Consider the following 14,147-nt stretch of genomic DNA (forward strand, 5'->3'; position numbering starts at 1 on the left):
ATTTCCACCGACCGGTACAGCGTCTCCGCTCGAAACGCCGACCCGCCAGGGGTCTGTGGTTACTCGATTACTCGCCGGGGTGGGCGAGCTCGATGTCGTGGCCGTCGGCCCCGCGACCGGAGACGGTCAGCGCGCTCGCCACCGGGGGGTAGCCGGTCGCGATGACCGAGTACTCGCCCGAGTCCAGGTCGGTGAAGGCGTACGCCCCGTCCTCCCCGGTCGTCGAGGTGGCGACCACATTGCCCGCCGCGTCGACCAGCGTGACCCGGGCGTCCGGCAGCGGCCGCCGTGCGGAACCGGCCCGCACGACACCCTGCACCAGCGCACCGGACTGCAGCGCGGCCTCGACCCGGGTGACGCCCTGGCCGCCGATCTCCACCGGCAGCGCCAGCGGACGGAAGCCGACGGCGTTCACCGCGACGGTCACCGAGCCGGGAACCAGCTCACCGAAGGTGAACTCGCCGGTCTCGCCGGACTTGCCGGTGGCCAGCACGTCGCCGCGCACATCGGTCACGATGACCATGGCGCCCTCCACCGGGGAGGAGGTCTCCGCGGCCCGCACGACACCGGCCAGTCCGCTCGTACCGGAGAGCAGGATGTCGTACGCGAGCGGCTCGGCACCGACGACCACCGTGGACGCCTGCGGCTGGAAGCCGTCGGCGGACGCGATCAGGACGTAGCTGCCGGAGCCCGGCGCGTCCAGGCCGTAGCTGCCGTCGGCCTGGGCGACGGAGCGCCCCAGCTGTCGGCCGGCCAGCGAGATCAGCGTGACGGCGGCCCGTGCGACGGGCGCGCCCTCGGCGCCGCGCACCACACCGTGCACGGACGTGCCGTGCAGGGTGGCGGGGGCCTCCGGGGCGTCGGCCGAGGTGGCCGTCGGCGTGGCCGTGGCCGGGGCCACTGCCGCGGAGACCGGCGCGTCGGCGATGGCGGCCGGAGCCTCGGCCGCTTCGACGACCGGGGTCTCGGCCGTGGTCGGGGCCTCGCTCGAAGCGCTGGTCTTCAGGGCGACCTCCTTGATGAAGATCGTGACCACGAAGGCGATCAGCGCGGCCGGAGCGGCGTACAGGAAGACATCGCCGACACCGTGCCCGTAGGCGCTCTCCACGACCGTACGGAACGGCGCGGGCAGCTTGTCCAGGTCGGGGATGCCCCCGCCGCCGGTACCGCCGTGGCCCATGGCGGCGCCCTTGGGGCCGAGCTCCGCGAGACCGTCCTTGACGTAGTGGGTGACGCGGTTCGCCATGACGGCGCCCAGCGCCGAGACGCCGATCGCACCACCGAGGGAACGGAAGAAGGTGACGACGGAGCTGGCCGAGCCGAGGTCGGACGGAGCGACCTGGTTCTGCGTGGCGAGCACCAGGTTCTGCATCATCATGCCGATGCCGAGACCCATGACGGCCATGAAGACCGCGATGTGCCAGTACGTCGTGTCGTACCGGATGGTGCCGAGCAGTCCGAGCCCGGCGGTGACCAGGAAGCCACCGCTGACCAGCCAGGCCTTCCAGCGGCCGGTCTTGGTGATGACCTGGCCGGAGACCGTCGAGGAGATGAACAGACCCGCGATCATCGGGATCGTCATGACACCCGACATCGTCGGTGACTTGCCGCGTGCCAGCTGGAAGTACTGGCTGAAGAAGACGGTGCCCGCGAACATCGCGATACCGACGAACAGCGAGGCCAGCGAGGCCAGCGTGATGGTGCGGTTACGGAAGAGGCGCAGCGGGATGATCGGCTCGCTGGCCTTGGCCTCGACGGCTATGAAGATCCCGGCGAGCACGAGGGAACCGATGACCATCGCGGCGGTCTGCCAGGACAGCCAGTCGTACTTGTCGCCCGCGAAGGTCACCCAGACGAGCAGCAGCGACACGGCGGCGCTGATGAAGAACGCGCCCCACCAGTCGACCTTGACCTCACGCTTTACGACCGGGAGCTTCAGGGTCTTCTGGAGCACGATCAGCGCGATGACGGCGAACGGCACACCTACGTAGAAGCACCAGCGCCAGCCCATCCAGCTGGTGTCGGTGATGACACCACCGAGCAGCGGGCCACCGACGGTGGCGACGGCGAACACCGCACCGATGTATCCGCTGTAGCGACCGCGCTCACGCGGGGCGATCATCGCCGCCATCACGATCTGCGCCAGGGCGGAGAGACCGCCGACGCCGATGCCCTGGACGACACGGCAGGCGATCAGCATGCCGCTGCTGGTCGACATACCGGCGACGACCGAGCCGGCGACGTAGATGACCAGGGCTATCTGGACCAGCAGCTTCTTGCTGAACAGGTCGGAGAGCTTGCCCCACAGGGGGGTGGTGGCGGTCATCGCCAGCAGCGAGGCCGTGACGACCCAGGTGTAGGCGCTCTGGCCGCCGCCGAGGTCGGAGATGATCTCGGGCAGTGCGTTCGAGACGACGGTCGACGACAGGATGGCGACGAACATGCCGAGCATGAGCCCGGCCAGCGCCTCCATGATCTGCCGGTGTGTCATCGGCGCGCCGGACGAGGGATCCGGGGATCCCCCGTGCTTGGCGTGGCCGCCCCGCACACCGGTTGGTGTGGTCGTAGCCATTTAAGTCCTTGTCTTTGCTTCTGTTACACGGGTGTACGGGTGTGCGAGTCGTTGTCGCTGTCGGCATGCCGGGAGCGGCAGTCGCCGCTGTGCTTTCCGGGGCCGCACCCGCTGGGCCCGCGACAGGCGAAACTGTCGCGCAGCCGGGCCAACAGCGTGTTGAGCTGTCCGACCTCGTCGTCCGACCAGTCGGAGAGGTTATGGGCGAACATCTCGGTGGTCCGCCGGTTCAGATCGCGGAGCACGTCGTGTCCGTCGGGGGTCAGCCGCAGGATGCGGGACCGCTTGTCCGCCGGATCAGAGGACCGCTCGATCCAGCCACGCTCGGCCACATGGGCGACATGACGGCTGGTCACCGACATATCGACGTCCAGCAGCTCGGCCAGCCGGCTGATCCGCATCTCACCGTGCTGCCTGAGAAGGGCCAGCACGGCGGCGGAGCCGCCCGGACATTCGGCGGGCAGGATGCGGGCGAGACCTCTCTTGACGGCCCCTACGGCACTCAGCTGCCGGGCCAGTTCTTCGTACTGACTCCGTGCGGCCACGGGACCCCCAGACATCTCACCGGTTCATCTTGTTGCTTAGGGCAACCATAGAAGCCGTTGGTTGCTGCAGGCAAACGAAAGGGGGCTTGCAGAAGTAAAGGAAAGCAAAAGGCTGCGTACGGCTCCGGTCAAAGGTCCAGCGTGTGGCGTACGGGTGGCACGGGATGTGTCTCGTGCCACAGCCGGGGCGGATGGGGTGCCGCCCGGGGCGGCTCCGACGGCGTGAGGAAGCGTGGGGAAACGGGTACGCGGAGTGCCCGGAGCGCCGCCGTCCGATCCCGCCCGGGAGGCGGCCCGAAACGTCAAGTCCCGTATGTGTGTGCTGAGTTGCCGACAGATGTCCGCCCCACACCCCACAACTACCCTGTACACGCACCCGGATACGTACCTGAGCACCCTCCGGGGACCGCACCGGGGCAGCCCGCCGCCCCCCACCCCACCGCAGGGCGCCGACCACCTCCTCACCGCTCCCGCGCCCCCGGCCTCGGCCCTTCGCCGACCCGGGGGTTGGGCCGCAACGCCGAGTTCGCTAGGGTCCTGGCACATGGCACACAACCCCCACGCCCCGCAGGGCCCCGAGGGCAACCACGACCCGGCCGGCAGCACCCAGATGTTCCGCGCCTTCGTCGACGAGGGCGAGCCGCAGCGCCGGCAGCAGCCGGCCGCCGCTTCGTCCGGACCGCGCGTCGGGGTGATCGCCGCCGTCGTCGTGGTGATCGTCGCCCTCGGCGCGGTCGCCTGGCTCGCCCTCGGCTAGAACCTGTCCGGGGCCTGTCCGGCACCGCACGCTTCCACCCGTCACTACTTCAATACGGCGGTGACGTCCCGGGTCTCGACATGCATGCCCAGGGGCACCCGCCAGGCGTCCACGCAGACGGTGTACGTCTCCGTCCGCGCCGCTCCCGCGTCGATCGGCGCGGGCAGCGGCCCGGTCGACTCGACGGTCGCCCAGTCGACCCCCAGCGCACCGATGATGTGTGTGGCGAAGGTGACGGTCCCCGACCGCGCCGGCGATCCTCCGGTGTTCCGGAATTTCACGGTCACCTTCTCGCACCAGCGCTCGTCGGCCGCAGCCCGCACCGGTTCGCCCACCGCCAGGACGGCGGGCCCGGTGGTTGCGCCGGATCCGGGCGCGGAGGGCGTCGAGGGCGCCGAGGGTTCGGAGGACCCCCCTCCGGAGCCCCCCGTACCGCTGCCGTTCCCGCTGCCGCCGGTGCCGTGCGTTCCCGACGGCCCGGACGGTCCCGGTCCGGGCGACCGGGACGCTCCACCGCTCGTGGTGCTTGTGGCGTCACCACCTCCGTCGGGCCCGTCGGCACGGGCCGAGGCCCCCGGTGAAGCCCCACGATCGCCGGAGTGGCCACCGCCGCCGCCGCTCCTGCCACCGCTGCCGTCGCCCTTGCCGTCCCGGTCCAGCGGGACCAGCGCCACCTTCCCCGATGGCGCCACCGCCCCGGCCGGCGTTCTCCCGGAATCCGTTCCCGCCGCGCCGAGCGCCACGTAGCCCTCGTCCGTCGTGCCTCCGCCGCAGGCGGCCAGCACGCCACCCAGACACAGTGCGGCCGCCGAGGCGGCGATCACGGTGCCCCGGCGGCCGTTCGAGCCGAGCATCTGACGTCGCATCGCGCCAGTGTGGCTGACGGTCCGTCAAATCGGAACCCTTGTGCTCCGGTACGGGAGTCCACGGCGGTCAGTCGGCGATGAGCCCTTCCCTGAGCTGGGCGAGCGTACGGGTCAGCAGGCGCGAGACGTGCATCTGCGAGATGCCGACCTCCTCGCCGATCTGCGACTGGGTCATGTTGGCGAAGAACCGCAGCATGATGATCTGGCGCTCGCGCGGCGGGAGCTTGGCCAGCAGCGGCTTGAGCGATTCGCGGTACTCGACGCCTTCCAGGGCCGAGTCCTCGTAGCCGAGCCGGTCCACGAGGGAGCCCTCGCCGCCGTCGTCCTCGGGCGAGGGCGAGTCCAGCGAGGAGGCGGTGTACGCGTTGCCGACGGCCAGACCGTCGACCACGTCCTCCTCGGAGACCCCGAGCGCCTTGGCCAGCTCGGGCACGGTCGGCGAGCGGTCGAGCTTCTGCGCGAGCTCGTCGCTGGTCTTGGTCAGCGCGAGCCGCAGCTCCTGGAGCCGGCGCGGGACGCGCACCGACCACGAGGTGTCGCGGAAGAAGCGCTTGATCTCCCCGACGACGGTCGGCATCGCGAAGGTCGGGAACTCGACGCCCCGCTCGCAGTCGAACCGGTCGATCGCCTTGATCAGGCCGATCGTGCCGACCTGGACGATGTCCTCCATCGGCTCGTTGCGGCTGCGGAACCGCGCCGCGGCGTAGCGCACCAGTGGGAGGTTCAGCTCGATGAGTGTGTCCCGTACGTAGGCACGCTCCGGGCTGTCCGTTCCATCGGGGCCGGGTGCCGGCCCCAGCGCGGCGAGGCGCAGGAACAGGGAGCGGGACAGAGTGCGGGTGTCGATGGCTTCCGACGAGCTGGTGAGCACAACGGGTGCGGGTTCGCTCTTCGTGAGCGTGAGCACCTTCGAGCTGCCCTGTTCTGCGGACATGCCACCCCCTTGAGGTCGCGGACGGTCGCGTTGAGCCGCGACCATCGGAGGAACGCAGCCTCCACCTGAATACCGGAGGCGAGGCCACGGCAAACGCGGTTCCCGCAGAATGTCACATGTCGGCAACACGCTGTAGTGACATGTCGACAAGTCTTTGTGACGTCTGCGCAGTTAACAGGGGGTGTGGGCCATTTGGGGCGCCGGAAACGGGACTTCGACTGCTCTACCCGATCCGGTTAGGCCTCGATCCTGTTTGCGGATCGCAGTCGGGCGAAGCTGCGGGCCAACAGTCTTGACACATGCATCTGGGAGACACCCAGTTCGGCACTGATCTGGGACTGCGTCAGATTGCTGTAGTAGCGCAGCAGAAGGATGCGCTGTTCGCGCTCGGGCAGTTGTACGAGCAGATGCCGGACGAGGTCGCGGTGCTCGACCCCGGCGAGCGCCGGGTCCTCGTAGCCGAGCCGGTCCAGCAGCCCGGGCAGCCCGTCGCCCTCCTGGGCGGCCTCCAGCGAGGTCGCGTGGTAGGAGCGCCCCGCCTCGATGCAGGCGAGCACCTCGTCCTCGGAGATCCTCAGCCGCTCGGCGATCTCCGCGGTGGTGGGCGAGCGGCCGTGAGCAGTCGTCAGGTCCTCGGTGGCGCCGGTGACCTGGACCCACAGCTCGTGCAGGCGCCGGGGCACGTGGACGGTCCGGACGTTGTCCCGGAAGTACCGCTTGATCTCGCCGACGACGGTAGGCATCGCGAACGTCGGGAACTGGACACCGCGTTCGGGGTCGAACCGGTCGATGGCGTTGATCAGGCCGATCGTGCCGACCTGGACGACGTCCTCCATCGGCTCGTTGCGGCTGCGGAACCGCGCCGCGGCGTATCGCACCAGCGGGAGGTTCGCCTCGATGAGGGCCGCCCGCACCCGGCCGTGCTCGGGGGTCCCCGCCTCCAGGTTCTTGAGCTGACCGAAGAGCACCTGGGTGAGCGCCCTGGTGTCCGCGCCCCGGGTCCTGGCGGGCGTCGTCGTACTGTCGGGTGCCTCGGTCTGGACGGACTGGGGAGGCACTTGAGGCGCTGTACTGGCCGGCACGATGAGGCCACCCCTTTGCGGTCAACTTCGGTCAACTCATCCGTCAAAAGCGGTCATAGCATCACAAGACATGTCCACTGTGTGCAAGCACCGTATAGCGTCGTGTTGGGTTCAACTTGGTTTAAACACCAAAAAAGCCCCTCACCGTGTTGGTGAGGGGCCAGGTGGCGGTCCGGACCGAACCTGATTTCCGGATCAACCGGATCAACCGGATCAACCGGATCAACCGGATCGACTGGTTCAGAACGGATAGTCGGCGATCACCCAGGTGGCGAACTCGCGCCACTGCCCGGCGGCGGCCTGGTGCGCGGGGTGCTCGATGTACCGCTTCAGGGCGTCCTGGTCGGCGACCGCGGAGTTGATGGCGAAGTCGTACGCGATCGGCCGGTCGGTGATGTTCCAGGCGCACTCCCAGAACGTGAGCTCGGGGATCTTCCCCTCCAGCTCCCGGAAGGCCTCCGCCCCGGCGACGACCCGCGGGTCGTCCCGCTCGACGCCGTCGTTCAGCTTGAACAGGACCAGATGGCGGATCACGGTGTACTCCTACTTCACGAGCTCGGACATGAAGTCGCCGACGCCCTGTGCGGCACTCGAAACGCCTTCGAACCCTACCTGGACGAGGTCCGCCGCCCGCTCCGGGGAGGTGATGATCGTGTACGCCACGAAGACGAATATCACGTAGAGAACTATCTTCTTCGCTTGTACCACAGCCCCCGCCTCCCCTTCGATCCTCTATTTCGATCTCCTGTGCAGTCGGGCGATTCTATCCGCACGCATGCCCGCATCCCTCGAAGGATCTCCGACTACTCACGCGACCTTTAAGGACCAAGGACCCCACGATCGAGGCCCTTTGCCCGCCCGCGCGGGCCCTGCGAGGGAGCAGCATGGAGGTGAGCCCAGCGGATGAGGCAGGAATCCGAAGGGCTCGGAACGGGCCCCCACTGTGGGGTCCTCGCCGCAGGTCACCCCCCTGACCGCGACGAGGACCGGCGGGCCCCGTTCTCACCGGGGGAAGCGGCTTGTCCCCCCGATGCCGCTTCCCCCGACCTGAGCGCGGGCGATCTGTGGCCCCGGCACGACGACAGTCGTGCGGGGCCACAGTCGTGGCCGGGGCCTCCGGACCGCTTCGGCCACTTCGCGGGACAGCCCCGCATGCGCGGGGACCACGTCTCCTCCGGCGGTTTCTCGAAGACGTTCATGGGACCAACCCCCGCACGCGCGGGGACCACATCTGCTGGTAGGAGACACCGCGGCTGTCGTTGGGACCAACCCCGCATGCGCGGGGACCACCCCCGCCCGGTACGCCGTCCAGCGGGAGGCGAGGGACCAACCCCGCATGCGCGGGGACCACAACAGGTTCACAATCCGGTACTGGGCATTCCCGGGACCAACCCCGCATGCGCGGGGACCACCGCGAGTACCGCACCAGGGCCCAACTCTGGGAGGGACCAACCCCGCATGCGCGGGGACCACGGCCAGAGGTCCGGCAGGCCCTCTCGGAAGGAGGGACCAACCCCGCATGCGCGGGGACCACAGTTCCTGACCTGCTGGTTTATGGCAGGGGGAGCCTGTTTTTACTTACTTCTTGAGATTCAGACATTTCGCCACACGCTCGACTCGACCAGTTGTGCTTAAGTCCCGCGCGGGGATCAAGAGCCGACGTCGGCTCCGGCGTGGCGGGCCCAATGATGCGCGAACGCCCTCCCGGTCTGCGTTTCCGCAGTCCGGGAGGGCGTCGATGGCGGTAGCGGAGGGATTTGAACCCTCGGTGAGTTTCCCCACACTCGCTTTCGAGGCGAGCTCCTTCGGCCGCTCGGACACGCTACCGAGAGAGAGCTTAGACCATCCCCCGCCGTGTACAGAAATCGGTTCTCAGGAGGTGCGGAACGGGGTGCGGAAGAAGGACGTCAGGAGGCTTGCGCACTCCTGCTCCAGCACGCCGTGGATGACCTCGGGGCGGTGGTTGAGCCGGCGGTCGCGTACGAGGTCCCAGAGGGAGCCCGCCGCGCCGGCCTTCTCGTCGCGGGCGCCGTAGACCACCCGGTCCACGCGGGACTGCACCAGGGCGCCCGCGCACATCGTGCAGGGCTCCAGGGTGACGACCAGCGTGCAGCCGGTCAGCCGCCACCGGCCGAGGGCCGCGGCGGCCCTGCGGACGGCGAGGACCTCGGCGTGCGCGGTCGGGTCGCCGGTCGCCTCGCGTTCGTTGTGGCCCGTGGCGAGCAGGGCGCCGTCCGGGCCGAGTACGACGGCGCCGACCGGCACATCGCCGGCCCGCGCCGCCAGATCGGCCTCGGCCAGGGCGCGGCGCATGTGCGCCCGCCACGGGTCTCTCACGGGGTCGTGCGGTGGTTCGCTCACCCGCGGACCCTAACGGACGGTCTCCAGGACCTCGGCCGCGCCGAGCGCGTCCGCGATCTCCACCAGTGCGTCCGTGCGCAGCATCAGCAGTTCGGCCTCGGGGAGTCCGAGATCGGCCAGGATCCGGGTGTCGCCGAGCGGGCCGGCCGGTACGGCGTCGGCGTCCAGGCCGTCGTCGTCGTCATCATCGTCGTCGGTGGCGGTGGTGTTGTTGTCGGGGGTGGTGTCCGGGTCGCCGTCCTCCGTGTCGTCGAGGCCGACGAGCTCTTCGAGGGCGGCAATCGTGTCCTCGGCCCCGGGTTCGCGGCCGAGCAGTTCGTCGGTGAGCAGGATCTCCCCGTACGAGGAACGGGCGGCGGCGGTGGCGTCCGAGATGAAGATTCGGGGGTCGTCCTCACCGTCCACCCGGACGACGCCGAACCAGGCGTCCTCCTGTTCGATGAAGACGAGCACCGTGTCCTCGTCCACCGAGGCTTCACGGGCCAGATCCGTCAGGTCGGACAGGGTCTCCACATCGTCGAGCTCCGTGTCGCTCGCTTCCCACCCGTCTTCGGTGCGCGCGAGCAGTGCGGCGAAGTACACCGTGACTCTCCCACTGGTCATAGGGGTGTCGGTCCGGCGGGAGGGCAGCCGGTGGTCCGGCTGTCCTGGGTCCCGCCCATCGGAATCGTGGCAGAAACATGGGCTCCGCGAGAGGAGTTCGGCCGTTGAGTCGGCCATCAGTTCTGCCGGACGCCGCCACCAGGGGGACGCCGGACGCTGTCAGCGGGGATGCCGGACGCTCTCAACGAGGATGCCGGGGCACCGCCGGCTACCAGCGGAAGGTGCGCATGCGCATGGCCTGACGCATCCGGGCCGCCCTGGCGCGGCGGGGCTGCACCCGGTCGCGGAGGGCTTTCGCCTCGTGGAGTTCGCGCAGGAACTGGGCGCGCCGCCTGCGGCGCGCTGCGGCGGTCTCCTCCGGGTCCTGCTGGACCTGCGAGTCCTGCCGGACCTGCGAGTCCTGCTGGACCTGCTGGTCCGGCTGGTCCCGCTTCGGCTTTTCCCCGTCCGGCATCGGCTCATCACCCCAAGGCTGGGTCGGTATGCCCCCACCTTCCCCCCGAACATGCGGTTGATGCCAGCGCACGGGTACGGGAGGCACGGTTACTGTTGAACCCATGCGGATCCACGTCGTCGACCACCCACTGGTCGCGCACAAACTCACCACCCTGCGCGACAGGCGCACCGACTCCCCGACCTTCCGGCGGCTCGCCGACGAGCTGGTCACCCTGCTCGCCTACGAGGCCACCCGGGATGTGCGCACCGAACAGGTCGACATCGAGACCCCGGTCACACCGACGACCGGGGTGAAGCTGTCGCACCCGCGGCCGCTGGTCGTGCCGATCCTGCGGGCCGGTCTCGGCATGCTCGACGGCATGGTGCGGCTGCTGCCGACCGCCGAGGTGGGCTTCCTGGGAATGATCCGCAACGAGGAGACGCTCCAGGCGGAGACGTACGCCACCCGGATGCCGGAGGACCTCTCCGGTCGCCAGGTTTACGTCCTGGACCCGATGCTGGCCACCGGCGGCACGCTGGTCGCGGCCATCCAGGAACTGATCAAGCGCGGCGCGGACGATGTCACCGCGGTCGTGCTGCTCGCGGCGCCCGAGGGCGTCGAGGTGATGGAGCGCGAGCTGGCCGGTACGCCGGTCACCGTGGTCACCGCCTCGGTCGACGAGCGGCTCAACGAGAACGGCTACATCGTTCCGGGCCTCGGCGACGCGGGTGACCGGATGTACGGCACCGTCGACTAGCAGGACCGTCCGGCCGGTCGAGGCCGGACCGGTACTACCAGTGCCCCGGTCGGGATTCCGTTTCCCGGCCGGGGCACTGCGCGATCGGTCCCCGGACAACCGGACAAGTCGGAGGGAGCCCCGGGCATGAGCCTGCGGTGTGGGTCCGGGGCGTGGGGCCGAGGGATGAGCAGCCGCGGCCGTGGCAGGAACGTGCGCAGAGCTGTCCCCGCCTGTGCTTTCCGAGACTGTGCTTTCCGACCAGGATCTCCGCGCCGGGAGGTTCCCCTCGTACCTTCACCCGGACGAGGGGTGCCCGCAGCCGTCAGCAGGACGGTGCGGGGGCGGGCTTCGTCAGCGCGGCGAGGGCCGCGGCCGCCGACTGGGGCGTGTTGAACGTCTTGAACTTCGTACCGAGAATCAGATCGACGTCCGCCGTCCTGCGGGCGTCGGTCTTCGGCGTGGCGCCCACCAACTGCGTGCCGAGGACCGGGAACGAGCCGTTCGTGGCAGACGGGGCGCCCAGCAGTACCCCGGGGCCGGGGACCTTCTTGTCGTACGCGGCCGGGGCGTTTCCCACCTTGCCGATGGCGAAGCCGCGCTTCTTCAGCTCGTCGGCCGCCTTCTTGGCGAGGCCGCTGCGCGGTGTCGCGTTGTAGACGTTGACGGTGATCTTCGCGGGCTTCGGCAGCACCTTCGCGGGCGCGGACGGCCTGGCGGTGGGGCAGTCCGTCTTGTGATCCGCGGCGCTGGCCTTCCGGTCGCCGCCGGTGAAGACGTCGATGAGCTGCATCGTGCCCCATCCGGCCAGCCCTAGGGCGACCACGGAGGCGGTGGCAGCGAGGATCAGTTTGCCGCGACGCCGGGGGCGGCGCATCCGGGGGTACTTGTCGCCCGTGATGCGGTACTTTCCGCCCATGCCGGGGGGAGTGAGCATGCTCATGGGCGCAGCGTAGTGCGACCCGGTGATGATGCCTACTAAATGATCAATGGATCGCACCCGTCCGAGTGCGAAAGCACCCGAACGAACCCCGGTGCGGCCCGAAGGCCGCGCAAGGCTTCGTCGGTACCGGCAGTGTTGCCGGTACTGCCAGTACTGCCGGTACTGCCGGTACTGCCAGTACTGCCGGTACTGCCGGCAGTACCCGGTCCCGGTCCGTGGACGGGCCCGCTTCGGTCAGCCGAGTTCGAGCACGCGGGCGTGGAGAACCTGACGCTGCTGAAGCGCGGCACGGACCGCGCGGTGCAGTCCGTCCTCCAGGTAGAGGTCGCCCTGCCACTTCACGACGTGCGCGAACAGGTCGCCGTAGAACGTCGAATCCTCGGCGAGGAGGGTTTCGAGATCCAGGTTGCCCTTGGTGGTCACCAGCTGATCGAGGCGGACCGGGCGCGGCGCGACATCCGCCCACTGCCGGGTGCTTTCCCGGCCGTGGTCGGGATAAGGCCGCCCATTTCCGATGCGCTTGAAGATCACACGGAAAGCCTACCGGGCAAGAGCCTCCGGGCGCAGCCACGGGGCCGGACTGCGATGCTGGCAAGAACGCCACAAAAGCAGGCATTCCGGAATGAGGCCCCGATGAGCGACAGCGAGAGTACGGCCGAAAATGCCGGTGTGCTGCCGGAACCTGCGCGGGAGATCGCCGCCGGATACGCCGTTTCCGGGGCCGCCCTCGATCTGGGCGCGCTGCTCTGGGACGGCATCTGCCTGCCGGACGTGCAGATCCGCATCCCGCTGGCGATGCTCAACCGGCACGGACTCGTCGCGGGCGCCACCGGAACCGGGAAGACCAAGACCCTCCAGTTGATCGCCGAGCAGCTCTCGGCCAATGGCGTTCCCGTCTTTCTCGCCGACATCAAGGGCGATGTCTCGGGCATCGCCGCCCCCGGCACACCGGGCGACCGGGTCGCCGAACGGGCCGGGCAGGTGGGGCAGGAGTGGCAGGCCGAGGGCTTCCCGTGCGAGTTCTACGCGCTCGGCGGCATCGGCCCCGGCATCCCGCTGCGCGCGACGGTCACCAGCTTCGGCCCCGTACTCCTGTCCAAGGTGCTGGAGCTCAACCAGACGCAGGAGCAGTCGCTCGGCCTGATCTTCCATTACGCCGACTCCAAGGGCCTGGAGTTGGTGGACCTCAAGGACCTGCGGGCCGTCGTCGCGTTCCTCGTCTCGGACACCGGAAAGGCCGAACTCAAGGGGATCGGCGGTCTCTCCACGGCCACCGCGGGGGTGATCCTGCGGTCGATCACCGCCTTCGAGCAGCAGGGCGCGGGCGACTTCTTCGGTGAACCGGAGTTCGACACGGCCGAGTTGCTGCGGCAGGCTCCGGACGGGCGCGGGCTCGTCTCCGTACTGGAACTGGCGGCGGTGCAGGACAAGCCCCAGCTCTTCTCCACGTTCCTGATGTGGCTGCTCGCCGACCTCTTCCACGATCTGCCGGAGGTCGGCGACCTCGACCGGCCGAAACTCGTCTTCTTCTTCGACGAGGCGCACCTGCTCTTCGACGGGGCCTCGAAGGCGTTCCTGGAATCGATCACCCGGACCGTGCGGCTGATCCGCTCCAAGGGCATCGGCATCTTCTTCGTCACACAGACGCCCCGCGATGTGCCGGCGGAGGTGCTGGCACAGCTCGGGAACCGGGTTCAGCACGCGCTGCGCGCTTTTACCCCGGACGATGCGAAGGCGTTGCGGTCGACGGTGAAGACATTCCCCAATTCGCCGTACGACCTGGAGGAGCTGTTGACGCGGCTGGGCATCGGCGAGGCTGTGATCACGGTGCTGAGCGAGAACGGCGCGCCGACGCCGGTCGCCGCGACCCGGCTGCGGGCGCCGAGGTCGCTGATGGGTCCGTGTCCGGCGGCGGAACTCGACGCGGCCGTGAAGGGATCCCCGCTGTACGGGAGCTATGCGCAGGCGGTGGACCGGGAGTCGGCGTACGAGAAGCTGAGCGCCGGTCAGGAGGCGGAGCGGCGGGCCGCCGAGGCGGAGACGGCGGCCACGGCCGCGAAGGCCGCGAGGGCCGCGGAGGCCGCGGACCGGGCAGCGGTGGAGGAGGCGGTTCGAGGGGAGCGGGTACGGGGGCGCGCGGGCGGAGGCGGGGGCGCAGGCGGGAAGGCGGCCGAGGAGGATGCCTCGCTGGTCGAGCAGGTGGTGCGGAGCGGGATGTTCCGGTCGCTGGCCCGGTCCGTCGGTACGCAGCTGGGCCGGGAGATCTCGCGTTCGCTCTTCGGTACGGCCCGCCGCAGGCGGTAGGGGCGGGC

At 69.6% G+C, this 14,147-nt stretch carries 15 protein-coding genes, 1 tRNA gene and 1 CRISPR repeat array; of the genes, 3 read left to right on the forward strand and 13 right to left on the reverse strand.

The features are described 5' to 3' along the window. Window positions 1–67 precede the first annotated feature (67 nt). Both EES42_RS22260 and EES42_RS22265 read right to left on the reverse strand, forming a co-directional pair. Window positions 68–2,572: an MFS transporter gene (locus EES42_RS22260; protein ID WP_124719985.1), complete on the reverse strand. Its 2,505-nt coding sequence runs from the start codon at window positions 2,570–2,572 to the stop codon at window positions 68–70. Between the two features lie 23 nt (window positions 2,573–2,595). Beyond that, window positions 2,596–3,117 carry a MarR family winged helix-turn-helix transcriptional regulator gene (locus EES42_RS22265; RefSeq protein ID WP_124719986.1) on the reverse strand — a complete coding sequence of 174 codons (522 nt, stop codon included), beginning with the start codon at window positions 3,115–3,117 and terminating at the stop codon, window positions 2,596–2,598. Window positions 3,118–3,661: 544 nt separating this feature from the next. Between EES42_RS22265 and EES42_RS22270 the strand changes: the two genes are divergently transcribed. Further along, the gene (locus tag EES42_RS22270; RefSeq protein ID WP_124719987.1) at window positions 3,662–3,874 is read left to right on the forward strand and encodes a hypothetical protein; all 213 of its coding nucleotides are present in this window, start codon (window positions 3,662–3,664) and stop codon (window positions 3,872–3,874) included. Window positions 3,875–3,918: 44 nt separating this feature from the next. Here EES42_RS22270 and EES42_RS22275 read toward each other — a convergent pair whose 3' ends face one another. From EES42_RS22275 to EES42_RS22310, 9 genes are all read right to left on the reverse strand, one after another. Further along, complete coding sequence (locus EES42_RS22275; RefSeq protein ID WP_124719988.1) at window positions 3,919–4,740, reverse strand: hypothetical protein; 822 nt, start codon at window positions 4,738–4,740, stop codon at window positions 3,919–3,921. 67 nt (window positions 4,741–4,807) lie between these two features. Further along, window positions 4,808–5,674 (reverse strand): RNA polymerase sigma factor SigF, encoded by an 867-nt coding sequence (locus EES42_RS22280; protein ID WP_124719989.1) that lies wholly within the window; start codon window positions 5,672–5,674, stop codon window positions 4,808–4,810. Between the two features lie 236 nt (window positions 5,675–5,910). Further along, window positions 5,911–6,756, reverse strand: coding sequence for an RNA polymerase sigma factor SigF (locus tag EES42_RS22285; RefSeq protein ID WP_124719990.1), 846 nt, complete (start codon window positions 6,754–6,756; stop codon window positions 5,911–5,913). Between the two features lie 240 nt (window positions 6,757–6,996). Further along, complete coding sequence (locus EES42_RS22290; RefSeq protein ID WP_124719991.1) at window positions 6,997–7,290, reverse strand: Dabb family protein; 294 nt, start codon at window positions 7,288–7,290, stop codon at window positions 6,997–6,999. Between the two features lie 9 nt (window positions 7,291–7,299). Beyond that, window positions 7,300–7,434, reverse strand: a complete 135-nt coding sequence (locus EES42_RS47320) for a hypothetical protein (protein ID WP_259927668.1) — start codon at window positions 7,432–7,434, stop codon at window positions 7,300–7,302. Window positions 7,435–7,902: 468 nt separating this feature from the next. Further along, a CRISPR array of direct repeats spans window positions 7,903–8,290; the repeat unit is 21 nt; unit sequence CCCCGCATGCGCGGGGACCAC. A gap of 205 nt (window positions 8,291–8,495) precedes the next feature. Beyond that, window positions 8,496–8,583 (reverse strand) — tRNA-Ser (locus tag EES42_RS22295). A gap of 45 nt (window positions 8,584–8,628) precedes the next feature. Continuing rightward, window positions 8,629–9,069, reverse strand: a complete 441-nt coding sequence (gene tadA / locus EES42_RS22300; RefSeq protein ID WP_124720182.1) for a tRNA adenosine(34) deaminase TadA — start codon at window positions 9,067–9,069, stop codon at window positions 8,629–8,631. A 57-nt stretch (window positions 9,070–9,126) separates the two neighbouring features. Beyond that, window positions 9,127–9,699, reverse strand: a complete 573-nt coding sequence (locus EES42_RS22305) for a tRNA adenosine deaminase-associated protein (RefSeq protein WP_124720183.1) — start codon at window positions 9,697–9,699, stop codon at window positions 9,127–9,129. A 229-nt stretch (window positions 9,700–9,928) separates the two neighbouring features. Further along, window positions 9,929–10,174 carry a hypothetical protein gene (locus EES42_RS22310; protein ID WP_124719992.1) on the reverse strand — a complete coding sequence of 82 codons (246 nt, stop codon included), beginning with the start codon at window positions 10,172–10,174 and terminating at the stop codon, window positions 9,929–9,931. Window positions 10,175–10,277: 103 nt separating this feature from the next. Here EES42_RS22310 and upp point away from each other — a divergent pair, with 103 nt between their 5' ends. Then, window positions 10,278–10,913, forward strand: a complete 636-nt coding sequence (gene upp / locus EES42_RS22315; protein ID WP_124719993.1) for a uracil phosphoribosyltransferase — start codon at window positions 10,278–10,280, stop codon at window positions 10,911–10,913. A 304-nt stretch (window positions 10,914–11,217) separates the two neighbouring features. Here the strand turns inward: upp and EES42_RS22320 are convergent, their stop codons facing one another. After that, window positions 11,218–11,811, reverse strand: coding sequence for a LytR C-terminal domain-containing protein (locus EES42_RS22320; RefSeq protein WP_124720184.1), 594 nt, complete (start codon window positions 11,809–11,811; stop codon window positions 11,218–11,220). A 258-nt stretch (window positions 11,812–12,069) separates the two neighbouring features. Further along, window positions 12,070–12,366, reverse strand: a complete 297-nt coding sequence (locus EES42_RS22330; protein WP_072488263.1) for a type II toxin-antitoxin system VapB family antitoxin — start codon at window positions 12,364–12,366, stop codon at window positions 12,070–12,072. A 102-nt stretch (window positions 12,367–12,468) separates the two neighbouring features. On the opposite strand from EES42_RS22330, the gene EES42_RS22335 reads away from it, so the two are divergent. Beyond that, complete coding sequence (locus tag EES42_RS22335; RefSeq protein ID WP_124719995.1) at window positions 12,469–14,139, forward strand: helicase HerA-like domain-containing protein; 1,671 nt, start codon at window positions 12,469–12,471, stop codon at window positions 14,137–14,139. The last annotated feature ends 8 nt before the right edge of the window (window positions 14,140–14,147 follow it).

This window comes from Streptomyces sp. ADI95-17, assembly GCF_003846175.1.
Taxonomy (GTDB): domain Bacteria; phylum Actinomycetota; class Actinomycetes; order Streptomycetales; family Streptomycetaceae; genus Streptomyces; species Streptomyces sanglieri.